Raw genomic sequence first — 15,338 nt, 5'->3', positions numbered from 1 at the left:
CAGGGAGGCTTTTGAAACCCGCCCTACCGCCTTTGGGTTTTGCGCTGTGTGGTTGAAGGGCCATAAGCGGTGCTGAGATAATCAAGGATTATCGTGCGGCTCTCCGCATCCAGTTCCGCCATGCCTTGTTCTTTTGTCATCCAATCCAGCAAATACGCCCAGCGATCCCGGCTCAAGCGCTGCTGGGTTACAAGTTTGGTGGAATGACAGCCCGAACACAGATAATAGCTGGTTTCCCTACCCTCGCCCGCCACCATGGCAGCCATATCGGGCGGCATATCCATCTCGTCGTCTGTCTTTTGCGGCTCTTGCGCAGAAGCGGGGGCTGCGGCGAAAAAACACGCCCAAAGGCCAATGATCAAAAGCTTCATTCCGTCACCGTAACGGCAATGCGATGATAGAAATTATTGAGATACCCTTTGGGGTTCCAGCCGATGGTAAAGGGCTGCGAAACCCCATGGTCATCGGTGGCTTTTGCCCAAATTTCGTAATAGCCGGGCTTTGGGAAAGTGAGACTTGCCCGCCAGTGCTGCCATGCAAAGGGATTGGCCGGTTCATCCAGATCGGCGCGTTGCCATGTGGCCCCGAAATCATGGCTTACATGCATCTTGGACACTTTGCCGTTCCCGGCCCATGCGTGGCCACGCACCTCCAATGAAGAACGCGACAGCTTGATACCATCCACCGGATGGGTAATCAGGGATTTTACCGGCATGGCCTCGATAATTTCGAAATCTTCCACCGGCACATCCGTTCCCGGTGCCACCGGATAGCGCGGTATGCGGTAACTGGTGCCTGTCATTTTCGCACCATCATGCACCTGATCGCGCAAGGTGATGCGGGTCAGCCATTTTTGGGAACAGCTTCCCGGCCATCCGGGAACAACAAGCCGCAAAGGTGCGCCATTCATCGGATGGATGTCGCCGCCATTCATCCCGAAAGCGATCAGATTATTCGGGTCCATGGCTTTTTCGATCGGCACGCCGCGCGACAGGGGCCGTTTGGCGCGATCGCCCGACAAATGCATATCCGCCCCCTCATGGGCGGTATAGATCGCTTCCTTTTGCACGCCTGCGGCTTTCAATACATCTGCAAGGCGCACCCCCGTCCATTCCGCACAGGCAACCGCCCCCACTGTCCATTGATTGCCACTGGCACCGGGATCGAAAAAGGCCCGGCCATTGCCGCCACATTCAATCACCAATTGCCGGCTGACCACCTCGAAATCGCGGCGCAAATCAGTGATGGAAAGCGCCAAGGGCCGGTCCACAAAGCCATCGACCCGCATTTCCCAACCATGTGCGGCCATATCTTGTGGCGGAATACCGTTATTGCGGATGAAATGCCGCGAAATGGGAGTGATGGTATCATCAAGCAAATGCGCCGGGGTTTCCGCATTCATTGGCCGGTCATTAAGAATCACCAGCCCGTCCTTGCCGGGAACCACGCTGGCATCGGCCAAGGCCTGGGGGATCAATCCTGCAGGGAAATTGCGGTGAAACACCATGCCCGATCCAAGGGCCGCACCCAAAGCCGCAAGCCCTGCACCACGCAGAAATCCGCGCCTGTCCGCATGGCTTTTTCGCCCGAACACTTGCTGATCCGCCTTGATCGGATCTTTGGCATAAAAGTCTGAAATGGGGGTTTTTTCTTGCTCTGACATATCCGCCCCTTTGCCAAAAGCGCCATAAAAGAATGAGATGTCCAATTATGCCCGCTTTCGCGTCAAGGTAAAGTCACCACTGGGCCACGACATCGCGAGCATATTTTTGATGGCGCGTCTTTTTGCATTTTTCTTGTCAATATTGCATGAAAATGCAAAAATTTTTCAAAACAACGAGAATTCACTGACGATCAAGGGGCGGATCATGGATGTTTTAAAGAAATATGGCGCGGAAAAGCCATTCGGAATCTTCAATAAAAACCTGTTTCTAGCCCCTGTTCTGGCGCTTGGTTTGGCCGCATGTGGCGGGGCAAAAGATCATGCAGATGAGTCTGAAAATTCTGTTGCATCCGGCCATAGCAGTAGCCAGAGCATAAAGGCTGCAGCCACTCCCCCCGCGCCATCCATATCCGATGTCCGCGCCCGCCCCATTGAAGACGACATTGTCTATTTTCTGCTGCCGGACCGATTTTTCAATGGCGACACAGGCAATGATCGCGGTGGCATATCGGGCGGCAAGCTGGACCATGGCTTTGATCCCACCCATAAAGGCTTTTATCATGGCGGCGACATACCCGGCGTTTTGCAAAAGCTCGATTATCTTGAAAATCTAGGGGTTACAGCCATCTGGATGGCCCCGATTTTCAAAAACAAGCCGGTGCAAGGTCCCAAAGGCCAGGAATCCGCCGCTTATCACGGCTATTGGATCACCGATTTCACACAAATCGATCCGCATTTCGGCACCAATCAGGATCTCAAGAATTTGGTGAGCGCCGCCCATCAGCGCGGCATCAAGATCATTTTCGATATCATCACCAACCACACAGCGGACGTCATTCAATATCGTGAATGCCAAGGAACGGGCGACTGCTCCTATCGCAGCCTTGCCGACTATCCCTATACCACTCTCGGCAGCCCCGATGGCCCCGCCATCAACAAAGGCTTCAAAGGCGATGGACCGGCATTACAAACGGCGGAAAACTTCGCCCATCTAACGGATACACGCTGGGCCTATACGCCCTTTGTGCCCAAGGCAGAAACCGATGTGAAAGTGCCGCACTGGCTTAATGACCCGATTTACTATCACAATCGAGGCAATTTCGGCATGGAGGCAGAAAGCGCCTTGAATGGCGATTTTTCCGGCCTTGACGATCTTTTCACCGAACATCCCCGCGTTCTTTCGGGCATGACGGAGATCTACAAATACTGGATCGAAGAATTCGGCATCGATGGCTTCCGTATCGACACCACTCGCCATGTCAATATGAGCTTCTGGCAATCCTTTATTCCTGAAATTCGCGCTTTTGCCGCCTCCAAAGGCATCGAGAATTTCTATGTATTCGGCGAGGTTTATGATCCGGACCCCAACAATCTGAGCCGTTTTGTCCGCGAAGGGAAACTACCCGCCGTGCTGGATTTCGGCTTTCAATCCGTTGCCCAAAAAGTGCTGGTGGAAAACGGCCCCACCCGGCTGCTTGCACAGCTTTTCGACCAAGACACTTTATACGACACGGATTGGAGCCATGCAGGGCTGTTGCCCACCTTTCTGGGCAATCACGATATGGGACGGTTGGGGCATTTCCTGATCAGCCAGTTCGGCGCCGATGCCGATGAAGACATGCTGATGAAACGCGTCCGCCTTGCCTATGCCTTGATGTATTTCGCGCGCGGCGTGCCGGTGATTTATTATGGTGACGAGCAGGGCTTTACCGGCGATGGCCGCGATCAGGATGCGCGGGAAGATATGTTTCCCAGCCTTGTGGATATTTATAACGACAACCGCTTGCTTGGCAGCAGCCAAAGCACGGCCATAGATAATTTCGACACCAAGCATCCCCTTTACCGCACATTGGTTGAGTTTGCCGCGCTATATCACCGCCATCCGGCCCTGCGCCAAGGAAAGCAGATCACCCGCTATGCCAAAGATAGCCCCGGCCTTTTTGCCTTTTCCCGCAAAGACCGCCACTCCGGCAAAGAGGTTCTGGTGGTGCTCAACACGGCACGCAATGCGGACAGCGCCGGATTCCATATGGACGGGGATATAGGCGCAAAGCGCTGGGTGCGCCTGATGGGCGATGGATCAGTTGCCGCAAAAGGGGACGGCGCATCCGTTACCGCCACCTTGCCCGCTTTGTCTTTCGGTCTCTGGACCTCTGCCGATGAAGAATAAACGTATCCGACACGCCACCGGCTGATGCAAAAGAAATTGCAAAATTTCTGCAAATATTGCCCTTCCTTGCAAATTTCTATATCGAACCATCCCACAGGCTTCCACTGAAACAGGCGCATATGACAAAACAACCACAATCAAAAACGGATGCTTGCAAGGCAGAAGCAGCTTGGTGGCATGGCGCCGTCATTTACCAGATCTATCCCAGAAGTTTCAAAGATGCGTCCGGTGACGGGATTGGCGATCTGAAGGGCATTTTAGGGTATCTGGATCATATTGCGGATCTGGGCGTGGACGGGATCTGGATATCTCCGTTTTTCACCTCGCCAATGCGGGATTATGGCTATGACATTGCCGATTACTGCAATGTGGACCCCATTTTCGGCACCCTGGAAGATTTCGATGCGGTCTTGGAAAAAGCCCATCAATTGGGCCTGAAGCTGATCATCGATCAGGTCTATTCCCACAGTTCCGATCAACATTCATGGTTTAAAGAAAGCCGTTCGAGCCGCACAAACCCCAAGGCCGATTGGTATGTGTGGGCCGATCCCAAAGCCGATGGCAGCCCGCCCAATAATTGGCAATCCCTGTTCAAAGGCCCGGCATGGACATGGGATGGCCAGCGCAAGCAATATTATCTGCACAATTTCCTGAGCGAACAGCCCGATCTCAATCTGCACAATGCGGATGTGCAGGCGGCCATTTTGGAAAGTGCCCGTTTTTGGCTGGATCGCGGCGTTGATGGCTTTCGCCTTGATGCGGCAAATTTCTATATGCACGACCCCCAATTGCGCGACAATCCGCCCAGCGGCCTCAAAGGCTCGCGCCCCTATGATTTCCAAACCCATCTCTATAACCGCTCGCAACCGGAAAATTTCACATTCATCGCCCGGTTGCGCGCCTTGCTTGACCGCTATGACGATCGGTTTACCGTTGCGGAAATTGGCGACCACAGCTCTTTGGATGAATTGATTTCCTATGTGAATGGCCCCGACAGGCTGCACACCGCCTATAGCTTCGTGTTCATCGAAAACAAAAATCTTAGTGCCAAGCTGATACGCGATGCACTGGAAGCATGGCAGGATACAGAGCAAAGTGCGTGGCCAAGCTGGGCTTTCAGCAATCATGATGCGCCCCGCGTTGCCTCGCGCTGGGGGGCACAATCCAAAGACGGCGCACCGGCTGAAACCGATCCGCGCTTTGCCGCCATGCTCAACAGCCTTTTATGCTGCCTGCGCGGCACGGCCTTTGTTTACCAAGGTCAAGAATTGGGCCTGCCGCAAGCGCATGTTCCATTTGAATATCTGCGCGATCCCGAAGCCATTGCCAATTGGCCCGATACTTTGGGACGCGACGGGGCCCGCACCCCCATGCCGTGGGATGCCTCTTCCCCCCAATGCGGTTTTTCCACCGCCCGGCCATGGCTTCCCATAGACCCCCGGCACGCACAACTGGCCGCAAATACGCAATATAACGACCCCAACTCCCCCTTTTCCCAAATGAAGGCTTTTTTGCGCGCCCGCAAAAACCATCCGGCTTTGATCCATGGAACCATCCGGTTTTTTGAAAGCCCGGAACCCATTTTGGCCTTTGAACGCACAGATGGCAGCGAGCGGCTGCTCTGCGCTTTCAATTTGGGAGAAAAGGCCGTGGATTGGCATCCGCAAATTGCAGCCTCGTGGACTGCAACCGATTTGCCCGGCTGCACCGGCACGCTGGAAGACGGACGCATCCATCTCCCGCCTTATGGCCAGTGCATTTTATCAAGGAAATGAAACGGAAAAAACGCCGGATGAAAAGGAATCAAGCGCCGCAGGATTCGCGCACGATCAGTTCCGTGGGCAACAGTTCCGACCGGACACCCTGACCATCGAGAATACGCAACAGCTTGCTAACCAGTAACCGGCCCGCTTTTCCCACATCCTGACTGATAGTGGTCAGTGCCGGGCTGGAATAGGCGGCCATGCGCACATCATCATAGCCCACAACCGACACATCTTCGGGCACGCGCATGCCGCTTTTCATCAGGCCGCGCACGGCACCAATAGCGATCAGATCACTGGCGGCCACGATACCGTCGAATTCTGTGCCGCTTTCCAACAGGGATTCCACCGCTTCCATGGCGGACTCCAGATAGAAATGCGCAGGCCGCACAAGATCAGGGTCAAAAGCAAGACCCGCATCTTCCAAAGCCTGCTTATAGCCTTCAAAGCGCAAACGCAGCTCCGGCGGCTCCACATCACCGATAAAGGCTATGCGCCGCCGCCCCAGCCTGACCAAATGGCTGGCAGCCCGGTGGCCGCCTTTCAGATTGTCACTGCCAACGGTGCAATATTTCTGATTGGGCAATCGCGCCCCCCACACCACAAACGGTACGCCCCGATCCGCCAAGCTGTTGAGATCCTCATGCACTGTGCTTTGGCCCAGAAAGATCAACCCGTCCGACCGGCCGGAGCTTAGCAGCGATAACATGCCGTCCAGATCGCTTGGCATCACATGGGAGATCAACAGATCACAATCGCGCTCGATCATCTGATCCGCCAGCCCACCCAATAGATCGAGCAAAAACGGATCGGAAATGCGCTGATCCCGGCCCTGTGGCGGCGGGATGACCGCAGAAATCGTCCGCGAGGTGGGGCGCACAGGGTCCAGTTTGTCGCGCAGGCGGCCTGCATAATTATGGGTTTGCGCAATCTGGCGGATACGCGCCTTTGTGCGTTCGCTCACCAGATCGGAGTTGTTCAGCGCCCGCGACACTGTGGAAATGGATACGCCTGCCAATTCAGCCAGATCTTCCAGCCGGTAAAGCGGACGATCCCCGAATGTGGCTCTTTCAACGAATGTTTTTTTGTCCATAAAGAAGTGTCAATCAGCCCATATGCAACGCCTGCCGGCCTCATCTTCCAGCAGTATTCAAGGGCAGATTATCAACTCTTGCCGCGTTTGCAAATCAACAAGTTAAGCCCCGATTTTTTACAAAATCCGCAGACTGGAATTTTCCCCCTTACCCGTTCAAGCCGCCGCCGTTTTAGCAGAAAACCGGTCAACACTGCGGCGGAACACATATAAACATCCCAGAATGACCGCCATGGGAAAGATCGACAGATAAAAGGCCGTCTGACCATCAAAGGCTTCAAAGACCCGTCCTGTAATCAGCGATCCCGTGGTGCCGCCCAAAGCCGAAAAAATAACAATCAGGCCCGTCATGGAGGAATGTTTTGCCGTGGGCAATGTGCTTAAAATCACCGAATTGATGGCCGGATAAATGGGCGCCATAAACAGGCCGATCATCGGAAAAATAAAGGCGGCAATGGGCGCTTCAAGCCAATTGCTCACCGTTTGGCCTTCCAGTCCTTCGGTCAAAGGCAATGTCAAGATCACCAGGGCCGCCATGGCCACCACACAAATATTAAGCACCGGATACCAATTGATTTTGCGCAAAACAACCCCGGCGCTCAACCGCCCCACGGCCAAAGACGCGGCAAAAATGCTGGTGGCCTGCACACTCATATCCGAGGGCAAATTGAGCACCTTGTTGTTGAAATTGGGAAGCCATGTGCCGATGCCTTGCTCGATCAAGACATAAAGAAAGGCAGAAAGCACAAACACCAGAACCATAGGCAGGGCCACAAGGCGCAGCATCTTGCGAAAATCATCGACAATGCCGGTACTTTCCGCCCGGCTGCCACGTTCATCCATTGGTGTTGAAGCCAAAAGCACAATATTGAGCGCACACAGGCCCGCCAGCACCCAATACACATCCAGCCAACCCGGCCCGCTATCCGATCCATCACCGATAAAGAACCCAAATACCCAATAGCCGCCCAAAACCCCCACCATGAACATGCCTTCAAGCACATTCATGAAGCCCGCATGTTCATATCGGTCTTTTGCAATCAGCCCGATGGAGGAATAGACCGACACCTTCACCAAGGCAAAGGCGATGCCCACACACATGAACATCATCTTGGTGGCAAAAAAGCTATTGGCGACAGGCATGGAAAGACAGGCCAGCATCACCAAAAATAGTCCGACGATCATGGATTTGCGATAACCAAAGCGCGGCAAAAAAGAAGCCACCAGAAACGACACCACCGCAATGGAAATATCCTTGAACCCTTCCAACACCGCCGCCGAGCTTTCAGACACCCCGAAACTGTTGATGGATTGCAAGATCACCGTTCCAACGGAATTCAACAAAATCGCAAAGGTAATATATGTTGCGATCAAAGACAGCTTGATGCGAATGGCCGGCACGGTGTCAGTCTCCCCTTGATAGACGCGGCTTCTATAATCTCTGCTCCTGCGTCAGGGCGCAATAACCGCCAGATGCAAAAACGTGGACCGAGCCTTTATTCAACCATAGTGGCATAGAATTTCATTGCTATTTATGCAGTCTATTGCATAATGAAATCCATTTCATTAAGTCCATTACTCAGAGATAAGTCAAGAAAACTGTTTCCGCACGAGAATGAGATCACTCATCACCGGATAAGCCTGCTGTGAAATTGGGGAGACTTAGATTGGATATATCAGAGCGCGGTTTTGATCCATTGCATGATCTTCCCTATGATCTGGAAGACTGGGCGCTGGTGGAAAACGGCATTGATCTTGCCCTTCGTGACCGTAGCGAATCCTTGTTTTCCCTTGGGAATGGCTTTATCGGCGTCCGTGGTGGCTTTGAAGAAAGCCTTGATGGCAAAGGCTTGGGAACGGCATCCGTTTATTTGAACGGCGTTTATGAAACCATGCCGATCCATTATCACGAAATGGCCCACGGCTTCGCCCAAAGCAGCGACACCCGCCCCCCTGCCGCCAATGCCACCGGTTTTGTCGTTTATGCCGATGGCGTTGCTTTGTCTTTGGCCTCGGCATCTGTTTTGTCTTCCATGCGCAAGCTGGATTTCAAACGCGGCATTCTAGAACGCCATATTCGTTGGAAGCTGGCATCAGGTGCCGTGATCTCCCTGTGTTATGAACGGCTTGTCAGCATGAAGCGGGCTTCGATCTTTGCTCAAAAGCTGTCTGTCGCTATGGAGCAAGGCACCGCAGACATCGCTATCCATACCCATATTGAAGCGGTTCACAAGGCCGGTGCAGCCCAATCCGTGGATGCGGCCCATATGCCTGACGCCCCCCATGATCCGCGCCTCGGTCCGGCCTTCGCACAAACGCCGTGGCAGCTTGAAAAAGTTTTAAAAAACGGCACGGCATTCGGCTATGCCCACCGCCTGAAGAAAAGCGGCATACCGGTGGCTGTTGCTGTGGACCATCATGTGCTCAAAGGCGATTTCAGCCTGTCGGAAGTGAGCGAAACCGACATCGGCCTTACCCAACGGTTTCAGGCAAAAGCCGGCCCAGACGCCCCCTTGAGCCTTGTGAAATTCGTCAGCTATCACAGCGATACCACCGCCCATAGCCAGAACAGCCCCAACGATGCCGCCTTATATGATCTGGCGCAGGCACGCGACGCCGGCTTCGACCGGTTATGCGCCGAACAAGGCGCTGACCTTGCCCGGTTCTGGGAAGGAGCGGATCTCGAAATTGAAGGGGCTCCCGTCGATAGCGCTGCGGTGCGCTTCAATATCTTTCAGGTGCTGCAGGCCGCAGGGCGCGGCGGAGAAACCTCGATCTGCGCCAAGGGCCAGACCGGCGAAGGCTATGAAGGCCATTATTTCTGGGATGCTGAAATTTTCGGCCTGCCTCTTTTGGGACACAGCCGCCCTGAACGTGCCCGCGACATGCTGGTGTACCGGCATAGCAGTCTGGAAGCCTCGCGTCGCCATGCCCGCGAAATGGGCCACGAACGGGGAGCCCTGATTGCATGGCGCACCATTTCCGGTCGGGAATGTTCCGCCTATTTCCCCGCCGGTTCGGCGCAATATCACATCAATGCCGATGTGGCTTTTGCCATCGAACACTATATGGCGCTGACCGACGACACAGCTTTTTTACACGATCACGGAGCGGAGATACTGTTTGAAACCGCCCGCATCTGGCCGCAAATCGGCTTTTTCAATCCACGCAAAGGCGGGGCTTTTTGTATCCATTGTGTCACCGGACCCGATGAATATACGGCTTTGGTGAACAATAATTTCTACACCAATGCCATGGCCCGCCAGCATTTGGATTATGCCTATCGGGTGGCCCATGCGCTTATGGCCGACGCCCCCGATGTTTTTGCGCGGATCGCCAATGCCATCGACCTTCATGAAGACGAAATCACCGAATGGCGGCGGGCGGCAGACGCCATGTATCTCCCCTATGACGAGACATTGGGTATTCATCCGCAAGATGACAGCTTTCTGGATAAAAAACGCTGGGATATTGCAAACACGCCCAAGGATAAATTCCCCCTTCTTTTGCATTATCATCCCCTGACCATATACCGCCATCAAGTCTGCAAACAGGCCGATACAGTGCTGGCCATGGTGCTGTTAGGCGATCAATTCGCACCTGCGGACAAAGCCCGCGACCTTCGCTATTATGAAGATGTAACGGTGCATGATAGCACTTTGTCTGCCTGTGTGTTTGGCATGCTTGCCAGCCAGGTGGGGCGTTTGGAACAGGCCCATGAATATTTCCGCCATGCGGCTTTTGTGGATCTGGGCGATCTTCATAAAAACACCGGACACGGGCTGCATATGGCCTCGCTTGGCGGAAGCTGGATGTGCCTTGTCAACGGCTTTGCAGGCTTGCGCTTTGTTGAAGGCCGCCCTGTCTTTTCCCCTGTGCTGCCCGATCAATGGCAAGGCCTGTCTTTTCGGATCAGGGTGCGCGGGCGGATCATTCTGGTCCAGATTGGAAAGAACCGGTGCTGCTATCGCCTGATCAGCGGCGCCCCCCTGACCATTCAACATCATGACCAGCCATTGGAGCTGAAGCCCGACGAGACAATGGAGGCTTCCCCCCTCGGAAAGGAGCCCGCATGAGCCAGACTTACAAAGCGGTTCTGTTCGATCTGGATGGCGTGCTGGCCGACAGTGCGCGGGAACATTATGCAGCATGGAAGCGGCTGGCCGATGAATTGGGTCTGGCCTTTGACGAACAGAAAAACGAACGGTTGAAAGGCGTAAGCCGGATGGCCTCTCTCGATATTTTGCTGGAAGATGCCCCCCGCTCCTATTCCGATGCGGAAAAACACGCGCTTGCAACACGAAAAAATGGCTATTACCAAGCGATCATCCAAAAAATTACCCCCGATGCGCTGCTGCCCGGCGCCCGTCAGGCATTGGAAGCCTGCAAGGCATTGGGGCTGAAAACGTCCTTGGCATCGGCCAGCCGCAACGCGCCCCTTCTGATCGATCGGCTGGGCATTGGCCCCTTGATGGATTTCATTGCCGATGCGGGGGCTGCAAAACAATCAAAACCCGCGCCCGATATTTTCCTGATGGCCGCAAAGGGCGTTGGCGTGCCGCCAGAGCGCTGTTTGGCGCTGGATGATGCGGCGGCCGGCGTTCTATCTGCAAAAGCCGCAGGTTGCTATGTGATCGGCGTGGGAGATACGGATATTTTGGCCGCGGCCGATGCGATTATCCCCGATATCGCCGCCTTCGATCCCAAATCTTGTCTGGACTAGAATAGGCCCCTTGGGCTTCAGCTTGAAGCGCGCACAATCAGGCGCGTTTCCAGCATGGTGGATTGCGGGCTACGCCCCTCAATGGCCAGCATCAGCTTTTCCACCAGCAAAGCCCCGGCCACATGCACATCCTGCCGCACGCTGGTCAGGGGGGGATGAAAATGCTCCGACGCCGGAATATCATTATATCCCACCACCGATACATCCTCTGGCACAGAAAGCCCCGCGGCCCGAAAGGCGCTGATCACCGCCATTGCAGCCGTATCGCTGGCGGCAAAAATCGCATCCGGAACCGGCCTCGGCCCCTTTACCATTTCCGTTGCGGCACGATGGCTCGCACCATAGGAAAAATCGTCCAAAGACATATCGCTCACCACCAGATTGGCGGCACGCGCCCCCATTTCCTCGGACAATGCCTTGATAAACCCTTGGCGGCGCAGATTGATCTCCGCATGATGCGTATCGCCAATAAACAAAAAGCGCGACCGCCCCTGGTCCAAAAGATGCTTGGCCGCCAAAAACCCGCCTTGAAAATTGTCACTGCCAACGGCGCAATAGGGCAGCGTTTTTTCCACCGCCCCCCACACAACGAAGGGCACAGCGCGTTCAGCTAGCGCGATCAGATCATCACGCCGCCCGCCTTCACCTAGAAAAATAATCCCGTCCGCCCCCCGCGACGTGGTGATCGACCCTAAAGATTCCACCGAGCTATGGGCGGGGGAGCAGAGCAACAAATCCTGATCGCGCTGCCCAAGCGCTTCCGACACCCCGGCCAACAGATTGAAAATGAACGGATCGGAGATGCGATTTTCCCGGTGCGAGCTGAAATCCAGCACGACGGCAATCGTATTGGCACGGCTTTCGCGCAATTTCTGCGCATTGCGGTTGATCACATAGCCATGTTTCGTGGCCACATCCAAAACATGGCGGCGCGTTTCCTCGGTAACCAAAGGGCTATTGCGCAAGGCACGTGAAACGGTCGGCTTCGACACATTGGCCAGCCGCGCAATGTCTTCCATGGTTTTGGCACGTTTAATTGCCATTCATCCTTACCTTTTTCGGCCAGATCAAGCATTTGTCTTAGACAGCTTTTTCCCACAAGCCAAGCCGTGCTTCTGGTGACCTTCATCGGACCGCCAATGCCCCACCCCTTTTTGATATAAACCAATGATTGACACCCATATGCAACACAATAGAAAATTATTTTTCCAAAATGAAATCCATTTCAAAAAATTATTGAAATTGATTTCATAACGCCTTATCCATGAAAATTAATAAATGTACTCGTGGTCTTATGATCTCGTGAAATATTGATGCTGTTCTAAAATTCAGCACTGAGGCGCTGCCTAGTCGTTGCAACAAAAATTTTCGTAACGATCGAACGTGGCTTTGATAAACCTATGGGGAGAAGACAATGAAACCCAAGTCCAACGATCTCACAGCTGTACGCCTAGCTGTTCGCGGCCTCTTTCTATCTTCCGCTGCAGGTGCAGCCCTGCTGATCGGCGCGTCTGGCGCTTTGGCACAAGATACCGCCGACCAACAAACAGACCGGGAAAAAGACAACTCCCTCAGTTTGGAAGAAATTGTGGTCACAGGCCGTCCCGGTGGCGCCGGATTGAGAAAACTCGATGCCAGCTACGCCATCACCACCATGAGCAACACCGCGATCGACAAATTCGCTCCCAAAAGCACCGCCGATCTGTTGAAGGCCATTCCCGGTGTCTGGGCTGAAAGCTCCGGCGGTGAAGCCGGTGCCAATATTTTTGTGCGCGGTTTCCCCGGCGCAGGTGATGCGGAATTTGTCACGCTGCAAATCGACGGCATGCCCATTTTCCCGCCGCCAACCCTGTCTTTCCTTGAAAATTCCGGCCTGTTTCGCATCGATGAAACGGTGGAGCGCATGGAAGCCCTGCGCGGTGGCCCCAGCCCCGTCTTCTCTAACGGCCAGCCCGGCGTAACCGTCAACTTCATCCAGAAACAGGGCGGTCCGGAAACCGAAGGGATCGTGAAACTTTCGGGCACCAGCTTTGGCGAAAAGCGGGTGGATATGCAGCTTAGCGGCCCCATTACCGACGATCTGTTCTATAGCGTCGGTGGTTTTTACCGCACATCCAACGGCATCCGCGACGCCGAATTCAACAGCGAACGGGGCGGCCAATTCAGCGCCAATATCACCAAGCTGTTCGATAATGGTCAGATCAACCTTTACACCCGTTTCCTTGATGATCGCGCCGCATGGCTGTTGCCGATCCCGCTGTTGTCAGATGAAAACGGCAATATCGAAGAATTCCCCGGCTTTGATCGCGGAACCGGCAACCTAATCGGCAATGCCAACCGTTTGGGTGTTATTGAAACCGGCATCAATGGTGAAACCCGGCGGCTTGATCTGGCCGATGGGCGTGGTTCCGAAACCTTCATGATCGGCGGCAGCTCGGAATTTGAATTCGACGGCGGCTGGACCATTCGTGAAAAATTCAATTATATGTCCGGTGATGCGGATACCATTGGCCTCGTCCCCGCGGATACGCCGCGTACCCTTGGTGATTTTCTCGCCGGGATCGATCCTGATGCACAGGTGGGCAGTGCCACATTCGTCGATTCTGGCGATGCGGTCGGCCTTGACCAGCAGGTTCTGACCGCAGGCATGTGGTCCGTTGAAAAAGACATCCAGTCCTTTACCAATGATTTTTCTGTGGCAAAGGAATTGTTTGAAGGCAACAGCTTCACCGTTGGTGTGTTCTTCTCGGATTATTCTTCAAATGATGTATGGTTCCTGGGCAATAACCAGCTATTGGCGGCCGAAGAAAATGCCCGTCGCATCAATGTCAATTTCGCCGATGGCCGTCAGGTCACCCGCGATGGCTTTGTAGGTGCGCCCTTCTTTGACGTGAATGCTGCTTATAATGGCCGCAATATCGCCGCCTATTTCGCCGATGAATGGCAGATTACCCCGGATTTGCGGATCGATGCCGGGTTCCGCGTTGAAAACCAGAATGTGGATGCCACCCTTGAGAATGTGGACTTCGGCGTCGATCTGGATGGGGACCCCAACACATTGTTCAACAACAATGCGGCCATCCTCAATGGATCGTTCAGAACCATTGATTTCGATGAAACGGAAACCTCCTGGACCGTGGGTGCGAACTATAATCTGACGCAGGATATGTCGGTATTCGCCCGCATCAATAATGGCCAGAAATTCCCTCATTTCGATAATCTACGCGATGGTGCCGATACTATTCAGAAGATCGATCAGTATGAACTGGGTTTCAAAGCGTCCACAGATATGGTCAGCGTCTTTGCCACTCTGTTCTACAATGATTTCACCGGACTGCCCGATCAGCGCTTCATCGACGGCCAAAATGTGGTGATCATCAGCGGCTCCAATGCCATCGGTGTGGAAGGCGAATTTGTCGTCCGACCGTTTGATGGCCTGTCGCTGGCCCTGACCGGTACATGGCAGGATGCCGATTTCGACGGCAATAGCAGCAATGCGGGCAACCGCGTGCAACGCCAGCCGAAGCTGCAACTGCGCTTCACCCCCACCTATGACATCGAGCTGCCTTGGGGATATGCGACCCTTTACGGCACCTTCACCCATGTGGGTGATCGTTTCTCCGATCCTGAAAACCAGCAGGTTCTCGACTCTTATCAAAAGCTGGATGCCGGCATTATTATGGATGTGGACAACTGGACCTTCCAGGTTACAGCCGACAATCTGACCGACAGCCACGGCCTGACCGAAGGCAATCCCCGCGTATTGGGTGCGCAAACGGGAACGGCCATCTTCGCCCGCCCGATTTTGGGGCGGTCCTTCCGCTTCAGCCTCAGCTACAATTTCTAAGGCTGACGAACACCTTTCTGAAAGGTCCGGAGATCCCCTCTCCGGGCCTTTTTCTATGGAAAAGTGCCGGCTAGAACGA

General features: G+C 54.1%; 10 protein-coding genes. 5 read left to right on the top strand and 5 right to left on the bottom strand.

Annotation, left to right across the window (positions count from 1 at the left end; all coding sequences use genetic code 11):
* Positions 1-23: 23 nt before the first annotated feature.
* Complete coding sequence (locus IEX96_RS00675) at positions 24-371, bottom strand: aldehyde dehydrogenase (RefSeq protein ID WP_150004633.1); 348 nt, start codon at positions 369-371, stop codon at positions 24-26.
* Positions 368-1,663, bottom strand: coding sequence for a sulfite oxidase (locus IEX96_RS00670; protein WP_188873310.1), 1,296 nt, complete (start codon positions 1,661-1,663; stop codon positions 368-370). Before IEX96_RS00670 ends, IEX96_RS00675 begins: the two co-directional genes overlap by 4 nt.
* A 205-nt stretch (positions 1,664-1,868) precedes the next feature.
* Here IEX96_RS00670 and IEX96_RS00665 point away from each other — a divergent pair, with 205 nt between their 5' ends.
* Positions 1,869-3,833, top strand: coding sequence for an alpha-amylase family glycosyl hydrolase (locus tag IEX96_RS00665; RefSeq protein ID WP_150004632.1), 1,965 nt, complete (start codon positions 1,869-1,871; stop codon positions 3,831-3,833).
* 119 nt (positions 3,834-3,952) lie between these two features.
* Complete coding sequence (locus IEX96_RS00660) at positions 3,953-5,608, top strand: alpha-glucosidase family protein (protein WP_188873309.1); 1,656 nt, start codon at positions 3,953-3,955, stop codon at positions 5,606-5,608.
* A 28-nt stretch (positions 5,609-5,636) separates the two neighbouring features.
* Here the strand turns inward: IEX96_RS00660 and IEX96_RS00655 are convergent, their stop codons facing one another.
* The gene (locus IEX96_RS00655) at positions 5,637-6,689 is read right to left on the bottom strand and encodes a LacI family DNA-binding transcriptional regulator (RefSeq protein WP_150004631.1); all 1,053 of its coding nucleotides are present in this window, start codon (positions 6,687-6,689) and stop codon (positions 5,637-5,639) included.
* A gap of 156 nt (positions 6,690-6,845) precedes the next feature.
* A complete protein-coding gene (locus IEX96_RS00650) occupies positions 6,846-8,090 on the bottom strand; it encodes an MFS transporter (RefSeq protein ID WP_150004630.1) in 1,245 nt (414 codons plus the stop codon).
* 266 nt (positions 8,091-8,356) lie between these two features.
* On the opposite strand from IEX96_RS00650, the gene IEX96_RS00645 reads away from it, so the two are divergent.
* Entirely contained in the window at positions 8,357-10,765 is a 2,409-nt protein-coding gene (locus tag IEX96_RS00645) for a glycoside hydrolase family 65 protein (RefSeq protein WP_188873308.1), read from the top strand.
* Positions 10,762-11,412, top strand: a complete 651-nt coding sequence (gene pgmB / locus IEX96_RS00640; protein ID WP_150004629.1) for a beta-phosphoglucomutase — start codon at positions 10,762-10,764, stop codon at positions 11,410-11,412. Before IEX96_RS00645 ends, pgmB begins: the two co-directional genes overlap by 4 nt.
* 17 nt (positions 11,413-11,429) lie before the next feature.
* Here pgmB and IEX96_RS00635 read toward each other — a convergent pair whose 3' ends face one another.
* The gene (locus IEX96_RS00635) at positions 11,430-12,455 is read right to left on the bottom strand and encodes a LacI family DNA-binding transcriptional regulator (protein WP_229773433.1); all 1,026 of its coding nucleotides are present in this window, start codon (positions 12,453-12,455) and stop codon (positions 11,430-11,432) included.
* A gap of 371 nt (positions 12,456-12,826) precedes the next feature.
* Between IEX96_RS00635 and IEX96_RS00630 the strand changes: the two genes are divergently transcribed.
* Positions 12,827-15,259 carry a TonB-dependent receptor gene (locus tag IEX96_RS00630; protein WP_150004628.1) on the top strand — a complete coding sequence of 811 codons (2,433 nt, stop codon included), beginning with the start codon at positions 12,827-12,829 and terminating at the stop codon, positions 15,257-15,259.
* Positions 15,260-15,338: the final 79 nt, after the last annotated feature.

It is taken from the genome of Iodidimonas muriae (assembly GCF_014647255.1).
Lineage (GTDB): Bacteria > Pseudomonadota > Alphaproteobacteria > Sphingomonadales > Rhodothalassiaceae > Iodidimonas > Iodidimonas muriae.
Note: the sequence above shows the minus strand (reverse complement) of the source record. Positions and strands in the feature narration are given on the sequence as shown.

Excerpts from the sequence above, each read along its gene's own strand:
- IEX96_RS00675 (WP_150004633.1), bottom strand. The coding sequence starts at position 371 with ATGAAGCTTTTGATCATTGGCCTTTGGGCGTGTTTTTTCGCCGCAGCC.
- IEX96_RS00670 (WP_188873310.1), bottom strand. The coding sequence starts at position 1,663 with ATGTCAGAGCAAGAAAAAACCCCCATTTCAGACTTTTATGCCAAAGAT.
- IEX96_RS00665 (WP_150004632.1), top strand. The coding sequence starts at position 1,869 with ATGGATGTTTTAAAGAAATATGGCGCGGAAAAGCCATTCGGAATCTTC.
- IEX96_RS00660 (WP_188873309.1), top strand. The coding sequence starts at position 3,953 with ATGACAAAACAACCACAATCAAAAACGGATGCTTGCAAGGCAGAAGCA.
- IEX96_RS00655 (WP_150004631.1), bottom strand. The coding sequence starts at position 6,689 with ATGGACAAAAAAACATTCGTTGAAAGAGCCACATTCGGGGATCGTCCG.
- pgmB (WP_150004629.1), top strand. The coding sequence starts at position 10,762 with ATGAGCCAGACTTACAAAGCGGTTCTGTTCGATCTGGATGGCGTGCTG.
- IEX96_RS00635 (WP_229773433.1), bottom strand. The coding sequence starts at position 12,455 with ATGGCAATTAAACGTGCCAAAACCATGGAAGACATTGCGCGGCTGGCC.
- IEX96_RS00630 (WP_150004628.1), top strand. The coding sequence starts at position 12,827 with ATGAAACCCAAGTCCAACGATCTCACAGCTGTACGCCTAGCTGTTCGC.